The 12431-nt window shown below is 55.5% G+C and carries 8 protein-coding genes and 1 pseudogene; all 9 read right to left on the reverse strand.

Features of this window, described 5'->3' with window-relative positions; all coding sequences use genetic code 11:
- Positions 1-711 precede the first annotated feature (711 nt).
- The 9 genes and pseudogenes from HY308_08610 to HY308_08650 all read right to left on the reverse strand — a co-directional run bounded on the left by HY308_08610 (position 712) and on the right by HY308_08650 (position 12314).
- Entirely contained in the window at positions 712-1467 is a 756-nt protein-coding gene (locus HY308_08610; protein ID MBI3898345.1) for a hypothetical protein, read from the reverse strand.
- A gap of 365 nt (positions 1468-1832) precedes the next feature.
- Positions 1833-2120, reverse strand: a complete 288-nt coding sequence (locus HY308_08615) for a hypothetical protein (GenBank protein MBI3898346.1) — start codon at positions 2118-2120, stop codon at positions 1833-1835.
- A gap of 224 nt (positions 2121-2344) precedes the next feature.
- Positions 2345-3619 carry an HlyD family efflux transporter periplasmic adaptor subunit gene (locus HY308_08620; protein MBI3898347.1) on the reverse strand — a complete coding sequence of 425 codons (1275 nt, stop codon included), beginning with the start codon at positions 3617-3619 and terminating at the stop codon, positions 2345-2347.
- A gap of 75 nt (positions 3620-3694) precedes the next feature.
- Complete coding sequence (locus HY308_08625) at positions 3695-5782, reverse strand: type I secretion system permease/ATPase (GenBank protein MBI3898348.1); 2088 nt, start codon at positions 5780-5782, stop codon at positions 3695-3697.
- Between the two features lie 793 nt (positions 5783-6575).
- Positions 6576-6908: a DUF5615 family PIN-like protein gene (locus HY308_08630; GenBank protein MBI3898349.1), complete on the reverse strand. Its 333-nt coding sequence runs from the start codon at positions 6906-6908 to the stop codon at positions 6576-6578.
- A complete protein-coding gene (locus tag HY308_08635) occupies positions 6905-7147 on the reverse strand; it encodes a DUF433 domain-containing protein (protein ID MBI3898350.1) in 243 nt (80 codons plus the stop codon). Before HY308_08635 ends, HY308_08630 begins: the two co-directional genes overlap by 4 nt.
- A 360-nt stretch (positions 7148-7507) precedes the next feature.
- Positions 7508-8851 (reverse strand): DUF3999 domain-containing protein, encoded by a 1344-nt coding sequence (locus HY308_08640; GenBank protein ID MBI3898351.1) that lies wholly within the window; start codon positions 8849-8851, stop codon positions 7508-7510.
- Positions 8848-11502, reverse strand: a complete 2655-nt coding sequence (locus HY308_08645) for a DUF2339 domain-containing protein (GenBank protein ID MBI3898352.1) — start codon at positions 11500-11502, stop codon at positions 8848-8850. Before HY308_08645 ends, HY308_08640 begins: the two co-directional genes overlap by 4 nt.
- 23 nt (positions 11503-11525) lie before the next feature.
- Positions 11526-12314: pseudogene (locus HY308_08650) on the reverse strand (amidohydrolase family protein).
- Positions 12315-12431: the final 117 nt, after the last annotated feature.

Genomic DNA, 12431 nt, shown 5'->3' on the forward strand with positions numbered 1-12431 from the left:
CTTGGCTTTGAAGGCGGCGGTGTGGTTTCTTCGGGGTCTTCTCATTGTTCGTGCTCCGGATGATGATGAAGCCTTGCGGCCTCGGTTATTGGAGCAGAAACTTCACTTATCGGGTTGTCTTAATTTGTGGGGCCACTTCTCTGCTAGCACGCCTAGAAGCAGAATCAACGACGAATGGATACTGATCTGAGTTGACCGCAGGCGCGTAGTGAAAAAAATATCTTTGGCGTTCATTTACCATTCCTTCGAAAAAAGAAGACTGATTTATTTTTCTGAAACTGATCAGCTGAAAATAAATCAGGCACCTTATTTTAATTTTAATCGACCACGGCTCGCGCGGTATTCCACATAGCCATAGAATCGCTCGCCTTCAACCATTTTTAGAAAGCTATAGCGTTGATCGATGTAGTTGGTCTGAATATGTAGTTGCATTGAGCCTTCCCTCTTATTGCGCAGCGGCTAATTTATTTTTTATTAATCGTTGGTTCTGTCGAACCTATAAGTACAAATCTCGGTGGTCTTGCCCTGTATTGCCTGATAGACGTGTAGGCGACCGACTTCATATTCGGATTTGCCGTAGTAATCGGGATGCATCCTCCACCACAGATCGAAATAGGTTTTGTCTTTGAAGTGGAAAACGTTGTAGTAGGCCCAATGGAGAGAATCTTCGGTTGTTGTGAAACCTAACTTATCAATAGACGGCGCGATTCTCTACCCCGGCCTAAGCTTACGAATGTCTCCCCACCCCGCCTCCTTGCGACTTGGATGCGGCATCACGAGGGCAGTCTTTTTGTAATTGATATCGCTGTAGTCCTCCATGAGAACAAGAAGGAGCGATCCGTAGCTGCCAGCACAATCATGCTCGTAATAGACCGGCTCGGTCTCGCCGTTATTATCAATGTCGATCTCGGCATACAGCCGGTGGTTAGGCCAAAGTCCGCGATTACGCTCAGCGTTGTAATTCTCCCATGCTTGTCGGCGCTGCCGCTTTGTCCCCTTCCATTGTGACAAGATGCTATAGCCAGCAGGGTTAGCATCGCGCTCCCAAAGAAAACGATCGATATGTTCATTCACATGGGAACTGGAAGGAATCCGTGATACGGGTCCGAAAAACCGCTGCCAATCTGGTCTTGTGAACCCCAACTCCGAATGAATATCGCGCTGGCAGGTGCGCGGCGTCTGGGGTTTCGAAAGGTTGAGGTTCCTCTCATACGCCTCACAAACTTCCAGTCCTTTTCCTTTCTCCAGCTCGTAACGCCCTGCATAGGCGGCAGACGCAAACATGGTCGAAAGGAGCATAAAAAAAATGAGACGAAACGACCAACGTGCAGAAATTTTAGAACTGATTTGACCTTCTTGGATATTGGCGTTTTGATCTCTAGCGCGCGTTACACCGCTGTTAATTTGAAAATCAAAATAAGGCGTTCGAGCGACCAAGGGGTCAGAATCATTGAAATACGCACCCATGCCGTTAATCAACGAGGCAAACCGAGCAAAAACCGAAGAAAATCGCTGGAGGACAACTTCATATTGGCACTCCCCTTATTATTTTGTTGTCATTCAGCGATTCGAACAAAACCGAGAAACTCGGTCAAGCGATTTTTTGAAATGTAGACCCATCGACTGCGAGCGGTATCTTGTCGATAAAGCAAAAAATAGATCGTCTTCTGAAAACGAAATGGCCATAGGTCGCAGTATCGCAATACTTATCATCATCGCCACGGCCCACAACGATCAACTCATTTATGTGGAATGTTGGCGCAAGAATTTAGGAAATCTCGTGCAACTAAGTGATTAGCAAGAGATAGTCTCTTGCTAATCACTAGCAATCATTATTTTTCGGCCTTCCCTTCTAGCTCCGCAAGCTTATGCTGCAGCTTTTGAATTACTGCCGCTTGCTGCGCATAGGCGCGTACCAACTGCTTTGCGGTATCGGCAAGCCCTTTAGCAGCGATCGTCAGTTCGTCTTTTTTGGTATTGACCGCGTCGATCTGCATCATAACGACGCTAGCGACGTCGTTGGGATGGCTGATGACTCGCGGCTGCTTGCCCGATTTATTGGCTTGTTGGCCATTGGTTTTGGATTGCTTGTTTTGGGTCGTGGTGGTGTCGGTTGCCATGTGATTTCCTTTATTAATAAAGAATTCGTACGGTTAATTTAACGAGCGGTGGTTACGTATTTATCTCGCGTTTTTTGCCCCCGCCCTAACCCTCCCCCGCTTTGCGAGGGAGGGGATTAGAGCTCATCTCATAAGTCCCTCACCCCAACCCCTCTCCCGGAGGGAGAGGGGTTTTACTCCCGATATTGACACTTATGAGATGAGCTCTAGTTATTTTTCAGCGCTTAACGTTCGTGAGCGGTCTCATTGATACCGCGCAGCAGCGGGCTTAAGAAATATTCGATGAGTCGGCGCTTTCCGGTTTTGATCTCGACGCTGACGGTCATGCCGGGCGAGAGTCTGACCTGTTTGCCGTTTTCGACTTCAATCGTATTTTTGTCCATGCTGACACGGGCGGTGTAAACAAGGCCGACTTTTTCGACGGGGACGGCGTCGCCGGATAACGTCAGTACTTTGCCTTCGATCGTGCCGTAGCGAGTAAACGGAAAAGATTCGACTTTGATCTCGGCCTGCTGATCGGCGTTGACGAAGCCGACGTCTTTGTTTTCCACCCAGGCTTCGATTTCAAGGTGGCCCTCTTCCGGGGCGATGACCATTAGTTGTTGCGCCGGCGTGACGACGCCACCGACAGTTTGCACCACGAGTTGCTGGACGGTGCCGTCAATCGGCGCGGTCAGGTGTTGTTGGTCGGCGCGGGTACCGGCTTTTAGGGCTTCCTTCGACAATGAATGCGCGCGCGTTTCAGCTTCGGCGAGGGCGGCGGAATGTTGTTGCATCTTGTCGGCGCGCTGGCGCTCGACTTCGAGATACTGCATTTGTGAGACGTACTCCTGCGCGTACAGTTTTTTGTACGACTCGGATTGGCGCTCGAGTGCTTGCAGCTCGGCGAGCTGGTCGCGCAGGCGCTTGCGCTGGATCTCGACGAACTTGGCGTCGGCGCCTTTCGGCGGATCGAAGGATTCCTCGCCGGCGAGTAGTGCGCGCAAGCGGGCGATCTCGGTGACGGCGGCGTAGTACTCATTCGTCAGTCGGTCGCGGTCGGGGTCGGCGGTGGTATCGATCTCGATGAGTACGTCGCCTTGTTTGACGCGGCTGCCGTCGCGCACGTGGATCGCTTTGATTACGCCGGTTTCCAGCGGCTGGATGACTTTCGAGCCGCCGCTCGGAATGATCTTGCCTTGGGCGACGGCGATGATGTCGATCTTGCCGAAGGTGGCCCATAACACACCGACGGCGAACAACACGATGATGGTGTAGGCGACGGCGCGACCGATGGGCGCCGGCGGAGTTTCTTGGATCTCGATCACGGCCGGCAGGAATTCGAGCTCTTTAGCATCGAGGCGACGCAACGGCGTTTCGCGCTTCGCTTCTTCCCAGCTGATGCGCCAGACGTCGACGTGGCGTTTGACGTCGCGAAAAAAGGCAACGAGGCGCGGAAATTTGGGGAGCCAGGTGCGCTGGGGTTTTTCGGTCGGCTTGTTGGTGGTTTCGTTAATCATTGTGCTTGCTCAACGCGGTCCCCACTCTAGCCCTCCCCCGCTTCGCAGGGGAGGGGATAGGAACAGAGGCGTTGTTTATACCGATACGACGTTTCCGTCTTGGTGGCGATGCAGATTTGCGTAGTAACCGTTGAGCTTCAGCAAATCAGGATGCGTACCCTGCTCGACGATCTGGCCCTTATCAATCACGAAAATTCGATGCGCGTTGCGCACGGTGCTCAGGCGATGCGCGATGATAATGACGGTGCGGCCCTTGCAGATGCTTTGCAGGTTGCGCTGAATAATCGCTTCCGATTCGTAGTCGAGCGCGCTGGTCGCTTCGTCCAGAATCAAGATGCGCGGGTTGGTGACGAGTGCGCGGGCAATGGCGATGCGCTGGCGCTGACCGCCGGACAACGTCGAGCCGTGCTCGCCGACGAGGGTGTCGTAGCCTTGCGGTAGCTCCAAGATGAACTCATGAGCGCCGGCAAGCTTGGCCGCCTCGATGACTCGCTCCATGGGCATACCGGGGTCGGACAGCGCAATGTTGTCGCGCACGCTGCGGTTGAACAAGAAGTTCTCTTGCAGCACGACGCCGATCTTGCGCCGCAGCCAGGCCGGATCAACCTGCCCAAGGTCGATACCGTCGATCAATACACGCCCGAGCTCAGGCACGTACATCCGCTGTATGAGCTTCGCGATCGTGCTTTTGCCGGAACCGGAGCGGCCGACGACGCCGATGACCTTGCCAGCAGGAATATCGAGCGAAAGCCGACGCAGAATTTCCGGAGTATCGGCGCGATAACGAAACACCACGTTGTCGAACGTAATGTGGCCGGCGAGCTCCGGCAGGGTCGTACGATTCGGATTGTAAGAAGGCTCGGGCACGGCGTTGAGTACGTCGCCCAACCGTTGCACGGAAATGCCCGCCTGTTGGAATTCCTGCCACAACTGTACGACCCGCAACAATGGCCCGCTGACGCGACCGGCGAGCATGTTGAAAGCGATCAACTGGCCGATCGAGATGTCGTTGTTCATTACCAGGTGTGCACCGACCCACAGGATAAGAATGGTCGTAACCTTGTTGATGAACGCGGCGATCTGGCCGGTAACGTTGCCAAGATTGGACGTACGAAAACTGGCGTGGATATAACCGGCCAGCTGTTCTTCCCAACGCCGTTGCATCGCCGGCTCGACCGCCATCGCTTTGAGCGTCTGGATGCCGTTGATCGATTCCACCAGGAACGCCTGGTTCTCGGCGCCGCGATTGAATTTCTCATTCAGGCGCGCGCGAAAGATCGGCGTAATGACGACCGATAAAAAAATATAAAACGGAACGGTGCCGAGGACGATAAACGTCAGCAACGGACTGTAAAAGTACATGACCGCCAAGAACACGACGGTGAAGAACAGATCGATGACGACAGTTACGGTCGAGCTGGTGAGGAACTGGCGGATCGTTTCGAGCTCGCGCACGCGCGCGACGGTATCGCCGACACGCCGTGCTTCGAAATAAGCGATCGGCAGGCGCAACAGATGGCGGAACATCGCGGCGCCGAGGGTTACATCGATGCGCGATGACGTGTGCGAGAACACATAAGTTCGTAGTCCGGTGAGAATGACCTCGAACAACACCAGCGCCAACATGCCGATGCCGAGCACGTGCAAGGTCGTAAGACCTTTGTGCACCAATACCTTGTCGATGACGACCTGAAAGAACAACGGCGACAACAACGCGAACAGCTGGATAAAGAACGACGCCAGTAATACTTCGCCCAATAACTTGCGATGTTTGACGATCGCTGGAATAAACCAGGTGAAGTCGAACTTGCGGTCTTCGGGCCGAAGGTTGGCGCGTTTGGTGAAGAGGATCAGCTTGCCGCTCCAGGCGGACTCGAATACCTCGCGCGGCAGCAGCAACGGTCGCTGCTCGGCCGGGTCTTGTACCAATACCTTCTCGTTGTCGACGCGCGCCAACACCACATAGCGGCCGTCTTTCTGCTGCGCGAGCGCTGGTAGAGGCGTTGCGCCAAGGCGCGACCAATCGGTGTCGATGACACCTACCTTGATGCCCAAATGCTTGGCGGCGCGCAGCAACGCCGGCTCATCGAACGGCTTACCGGCCTCGCCGAACTGATGCCGTATCTGGTCGGGCTGAACCGGCACACCCAAAAAACGCGCCATCAGAGTCAAACAGGCAAGGCCGGTATCGACCGCCACCTGGGGCGAATCTACGGAATGAGGGGAAATGGCGAACTCTCTATTCTTATCTAATAGGTATCTGACCGGCCCCGACGCCCGCCCATACTCCTGGTCCTTAACCGGACTGTTCTCCCTCCCCGGCGCGCGTCTGGCCGACCTTAATACTCCTATCCGATGCCGGCGTAAATAGAACTAAATATTCAGGGGCTATTCAAGGGATTACGGAAGGCCATCCGCCACCAACACGGTCAACACGAATGTCACTGACTTAACGAAGTCCTGAATAAGCCATGTAGGATGCACGGGACCAAGGGGTCAAAATCGTTGAAATACGCACTCGCGCCGATAATCACGTGCAATAACCGAAAAAATCGCTGGAGGGCAACTTCATACCGATACTCCCCTTATTATTTTATTTTTATTCAAAGGTTCGAACAAAGCCCAGAAACTTGGTCAAGTGATTTCCTGAAATGTACAAGACCTCTTCAAAGGTTCTGCCCCCTGACCCGAATGGCACTTACGACAACAGATGCCACGATTGACTCCTCCCCCTTCAGGGGGGAGGTTGGGAGGGGGGGGTGGGTTTTATAGCAGCGATAACCGAGTAAAAAACCCACCCCCACCCCAGCCCTCCCCCTGAGGGGGAGGGAGCTAGAGCGTGCCGCGGCTTAAGTAAGTGCCATTCCCCCTGCCCCCTGGAACGTCGGTACCGTTGTAGTCGTCGCCGCTATCATCGATAGAAGCAAACATACGTTTGAATCCACCAGCGAAGTAGTTAATAGACCTCGATCAGTCCGATCTGCTCGTCCGCCAATAATGCATTTATGTTGTCCTTTGTGCGGTTTAGCGTCTCAACAACCGACGGATTCGAGCAGTTACCCATGTTCAGAAGAACAATCTTTGGCGGATAACCAAACAGTGAAAGCAGGCCAAGAAAATCGTCATCCTTCGTCACGATGGCATATCCATGCACCTTCGCGTACTGCCACACTTCGCGATCTGACGCTCGCTCGAGCCCAACCAAAGCTACTTGCGTAATTCCGGGAAATGTTTCCTGCAGTAGTGCAACGAGACGACGAGATAGATTTTCATCAAGCAATAACTTCATGCAGCAGCAACCCAAGCGGCATGCTTTTCACGATCAGCCGCATAGGCCAAGCACGCCAAAATATCGTCGCGGGAGAGTTCCGGATAGTCCGATACAATCTGCTCTGGCGTCATTCCATCGGCGAGCCACGCGAGGACGTCCTGGACAGTAATGCGTAGTCCACGAATACAGGGTTTACCGGCGCGCTTCCCGGGCTCCAGTGTAATTATCGAACGATAATCAATCACGAGGTGCTCCATTACGTTGCGGGAGAATGGCATCATGATGGCATGCGATTGGCCGGTGCTCAATCTTTCCCTTCAGTAAGCCGGAGGTATCCGATTCCTTTTCCCAGACAACGCACGAACCGCCCGCGATAACGTATGAGCCCGGTCAAAAAACTCAGGTTGGGGGGACGTCGGGGCAAATTGAGCCGCCTCTCGTCGGCTGAGTCATGAATTCGTTCAAGAATTCATCCGACGTTTGCCGTTGGATTTCCCCTCTCTCCTGGGTGGGAGAGGACCTGGGAGAGTGGGTGATATATCACGGGGCTGCCCGTCTTCTAGCTTCACAAACACGCAAGCCCCCTCATTAGTTATTTATCTGCAAACACGCCCTACTTAACTAGGCGCATTGAGTTGCCTAAGCAAGCGCACTGCTAACGCTGCAAGAATAGCAACGCCCAAGAGCAAGACGCCCCATAACAACCAGCGCCTCCAATCGAATCCGCCTGCTAATGCCGCCTCGCCGCGCAGTATGTGCGACGTGCCGAACGCGGCTGGTTGCAACTCGATCCCGCTGACATTGGCGCTTTGTAATTGACGTACCAACTCGTCCACAGCCTGAAACGCCGGCGACACACTCACGCTACCATAGGCCAGACTAAACGGTGCGCCGCCGCGGGCGACGAATACCAGATCGTGCGGGATCCAACCGAGTTCGAGTGCCGGCATCATCGCACCCAACGTACTTGCTGGCTGATCGAGACGAAGCAGCCACTGACGGGCGAAGCCGCTACGGCCTAGAGCAAGCTCGATGTCCTTCACTTCACCGGTACCGCTATCCAATCGATAAAGCGTTTTCGCGCCGCGCGGTTCCCAGTTATCGCCGTCGCTGTTACGCGTGAGCACAACGACATGGGCGACGCTGTTTACGGGCAGCAACACACGTGCATAGTCGACCGGCATCTTACCGTCGAGCCTAAACGGGTACTCGCCGGGTTTGGTCGCCGCTTGACTTGCCGGCGCTATCCAATCGCGTCGGTGTTCCGTCTGTTCCTGTAGCTCGGCGCCGACGCCGGTAATCTTGGCATTAACTGCCGCACCGACCCATGACAAGCGCAGATACTTCACGGATTGCGGCGCAATCGCTATTCGGCGCTGTTCGAGCACTTGGCCATCGCGCTGCAAATAAGCGAGCGCGCCTTGCGCGAGTGGTCGCCAATTTTTTAAGTCGGCGCTCTCTTCGACCTGCAACGTGGCAACAAAGCCGGTGCCCATATCGACCTGCCAGGCGATTTCAAGTGCACCGATACGCTGGTTGATCTGGCTAGCATCGACCAAATACACCAATCGATTCGCCGATGCCGTCGAGCCGGCATTGACGCTGACAATCGAACCGTTATTGCTGCGTTCGATTTTTAACGAAATGTCATCAGCGGTCTGCGCCTCCTTAACCGGCAGGACGAACAGCGGCAGCGATACCCGTTTCTTCTCGACCGCCGCCATCGGCCGTGACAATCCAATCGGCACTTCCTCGCCGGCCGCATTAAAGACGCGCAGATCGCCAAGATCGGCGCGCACTACGCCGCCATACACTTCTGCCGTTAACGGTGCCCGATACACGCTGCCAACACCGTGCAGCGCGATCGGCGCTTCATAGGCGAAATCGTCGCGTCGCAGTTGCTCGGCATGCACCAACCCGGTAGCCATCAACAACAATACAAACGTCCAAGGCGATTTCATGACGCTACCTCCGCTTGCTCCACCTTGGGCGGTATCGGCACGAAGTAACCAATGACCAACAGCAATACACCGACACCGACGAACGAAACGATGCGCGCAACCGTGCCGGTATTCGAAAGTTCTACGGTAAAAAGTTTGACGACGACAATGCCGAGCAGCGTCGCGCCGACGAACCATAGATAACGCAGGCGCACACGGGCAGCGGCCAGCATGAGAACGAATGCCAGCACCGTCCAGAAAATGGAAATGGCTGACTGCACCAACATCGAATCGAGCATGTCGTTGAGCGTGTAAGGAACCTGGGCAACGTGATGCAACGTCCGGAACAGCACCGCGTTGAGCCAGGCAAACACCACGACACCAAATCCTATCGCCAGCGGCTCGAGCGGCCAGCGGACAAGAGCGCGTACCGTCATCGACCAACGGAGCATCGCGATGAAGACAAAAAGCGCGGCCATATCAATCGGGTTTAGAATCGGCACGAATGCCAACGGCGCCGAGTTACCCGGTTGCACCACACCCCCCAACAGCATCCACACCAACGCCACCCCGGCGATCGGCACGGCACCAACAACGAGATAAGCCTGCACATTCCTATTAATAGGCCAACGATGCGCCGATAGCGCCAACAGCCCGATCAACGCCAGTGCCAAACATAGGCCGAGCGCGCCGATCGACCAATCGCTATACGGTAACCACTGGTCGACCTGCCAATAAACTTCCCAACCGAGCAACACCAGCAGCGTCCAAAGCGCGCCGACGTGACGCCCAACGCTCATCAGGTTTAGTTCGGCATTTTCGTGGCCTTTTAATATGAGGTAGTGCACTACCAGCGCCACCGTCCAGGCCACAAGACCGAATCCGGCAAATGGGTGCGACAACAGCATCGCTGCCCAAGCGAGGCTAAGCGCAAGATGAACTGAATTGGCCGCTGCCGTATAACGCAACGCGATCCAGCCGACGCGCCGGCCGATCCATTCGAAGAAAATGCTGGCGCCGGTGATGACCAATAACCACACCGTGACCCGGTGCGCCGACCCAACATAGTCGCCGATCTCGTGCACCGTCCCGCCGTACCACCACAACACGCCCCATACCAACAGCGGCACCGCCAACGCACGTTCCGCTGACGTCGCGCGATCCCGATAGCGCGACAAAAGAAACGCGCTGATCACACCGGCTACACTGACGAGCAAGACGCCGATGTACGTACTGTTGAGGACGGCGACGTTCACCGGCGGCGACGGTGCTGCCATGAACAAAACACCACCGCCGAGTTGTACCAATAATCCGAAGGCACGCGCCAACAGGCGCGACTGCCGCAGACCGATCCACAAAATCCCGGCGCCTTCGATGGCCCAAGCCGCGGCGGTCCAATGGCCGTCGACGGCGAGCGGAATTGTCAGCGTCGCGAAGATAACACCGAGGGCGACAAACGCTTCCGCCAGCAACTTCGCGGCACCGTGCCTTAGCAACCACCCCGCCAAACCGAGATAGAAACCACCGAGCGCAAGCGCCGACCAGGCAACGCCGTATTCGTATGACTTCACTAAACCGACCTGCAACAGGAAGCCAACGACCGGCACGCCGAACACCAGCGTACCGTCGACCGGATGCTGTAACTCCGGCGGTTGGCGGCGTGCGTACAACAACGCAACGGCGACATACAACAGGAAGAAAAAAATAAGGAAGGGTTCGGTGGTCGAAAAAAACTCGGGCTGATAGTAACGATAGCCCCACGACGATCCGATCACGAACGTAAATCCGAAACCAACGACGTTCAGCGGTCGCCACGCCTTGAACCAGGCAATAGCGAAGATGCCGAGATTCAAGATGGCGTAGTAGCTGAACAGCATCACATGACTGCCGTGCCCAGTAGACGTCAGCACCGGTGCGAGAAAACCGCCGGCCGCACCGAACAGCGCCAGGGCCAAGGAATTCTGCAGCATGGCCAATGCTGCCGACAGCGCGCAAATCGCCAGCAACAAAAAAAATGCGAACGACGCCGGTAACAGTGCATATAACCGAAACGCGGCGAAGATGACGAGATACAGGATACCGATCGCGCCCCCCTCCAATATCAAACCGTAAGCGGCACGCTTGCGTCGAAGCCGCGCACCGATGACCAACAGCGCAACAGCACCAAGCGCAGTACCGCTCAAGCGCAGCTCGATTGGGAAATACGCATGCTCGGCGGCGTACTTCAGCAGGAAGGCAACGCCAAAAAATAAGATCACGATGCCGATGCGTACCAGCGTGTTGCCACCGGTAAAAAATTCGCGCACGAAGTTGATTGCCACATCGATCGGGTTCGGCACGGCCGGCGGTGCGCTTTGACGCGCCGGCGTCGAAGCCGGCTGACTTACTGTCGGTATGGGCGCAGGAGTTATCGGTTTAGACGACACGATAGGCGTCGGCTGATGAACCCCCGGCGTACTCGTTGCCGTTGGCGACACCGGGCGATTAACAGCGATCACCGTAGGAACGGCGCCCTCTCTTTTAGGCGCGTGTTCGAGCTTAACGATTCGGGATTTGATCTCAACGAGTTCAGCGATCAGATAACCGAGCACAGCTCCCAGCAAAAACCCTTCGACGTCGTGACCGACGAAGGCACCGAGCAACGCACCGATAATGGTCCCGATAATCGTCATATCGCCCCCTCTCTAATCTATCGTTATGGAGACTTCATCGCCGCAACACTATCGAACAATCGCCGAGTTTCGAAAACCGCTGGCGACAAGCACTTACCGTTCCGCCGCAGACTGCGCTTCAGCACAAAATCAAACAATAAGGCGTTGTAACGCCTGATTTCGGACAACACCGGTGCTTCGCGTCGATCAATGTAACCGCGTTCCACCATTTTTGTCAGTGAAAAAACCGGCATTACCGCCGGCAACGGGTAATCCGATCCGTTAACTAATCGTCCGTGCCAATCAGAACGTTCCAGGATCACATCGAGCGGCCGGCCGAGCCGATTTAGCTGGGTCATCGCCGAGATTTCGCCGTACAGCCGCCCGTGGTACCGCGGTTCCTCCATCAGGCGTGCGAAAAAATCGAAGTTGGACTGGGCGGCGCCGTTCGCCCCTTTATCGAGATCGATACCCTGACCGAGCGAGGCGCAGTGCGCTACCAAGACCGTCACGCCATGGTCGAGCGCGCACCGCAACCGCAATGGGTTGCCAAGTTCCTGCACTTCGCCACCAGCGACAGCCTGCTCAGTGCCGGCATGCGTGAGCAGCGGTAACCGCAGTCGTGCTAACGCTTCGTAAAAGCGATCGCATCGCGACGACGCTGGATCTATACCCATCGCCGGCGGTAACCACTTGATAGCTCGCGCGCCGGCCGCCGCCACTTGCGTTAACACGTCGACGGCATCGGCCCGATAAGGATGGATCGACGCGATCGCCACGAAACGCTCGGGAAAGCGCCGCGCCAACGCCAACGCGTAGTCGTTCGGCGTATAAAACGATGAAAGCTCATCTTAATTTAGAGACGGTAACAAAATGAAATAGCGTCAACGTAGCCATCCCCGCCCCCTCGGGGGGTGGGACTGGGTGGGGGTGGGTTTCGAAGCGGTACC

This window comes from Gammaproteobacteria bacterium, from assembly GCA_016199745.1.
In the GTDB taxonomy this organism is placed as follows: Bacteria; Pseudomonadota; Gammaproteobacteria; order Acidiferrobacterales; family Sulfurifustaceae; genus JACQFZ01.

Coding starts and splice junctions, on each gene's coding strand:
- HY308_08640 (MBI3898351.1), bottom strand. CDS start 8,851: ATGAAATCGCCTTGGACGTTTGTATTGTTGTTGATGGCTACCGGGTTG.
- HY308_08635 (MBI3898350.1), bottom strand. CDS start 7,147: ATGGAGCACCTCGTGATTGATTATCGTTCGATAATTACACTGGAGCCC.
- HY308_08630 (MBI3898349.1), bottom strand. CDS start 6,908: ATGAAGTTATTGCTTGATGAAAATCTATCTCGTCGTCTCGTTGCACTA.
- HY308_08620 (MBI3898347.1), bottom strand. CDS start 3,619: ATGATTAACGAAACCACCAACAAGCCGACCGAAAAACCCCAGCGCACC.
- HY308_08625 (MBI3898348.1), bottom strand. CDS start 5,782: ATGGCGCGTTTTTTGGGTGTGCCGGTTCAGCCCGACCAGATACGGCAT.
- HY308_08615 (MBI3898346.1), bottom strand. CDS start 2,120: ATGGCAACCGACACCACCACGACCCAAAACAAGCAATCCAAAACCAAT.
- HY308_08610 (MBI3898345.1), bottom strand. CDS start 1,467: ATGGGTGCGTATTTCAATGATTCTGACCCCTTGGTCGCTCGAACGCCT.
- HY308_08645 (MBI3898352.1), bottom strand. CDS start 11,502: ATGACGATTATCGGGACCATTATCGGTGCGTTGCTCGGTGCCTTCGTC.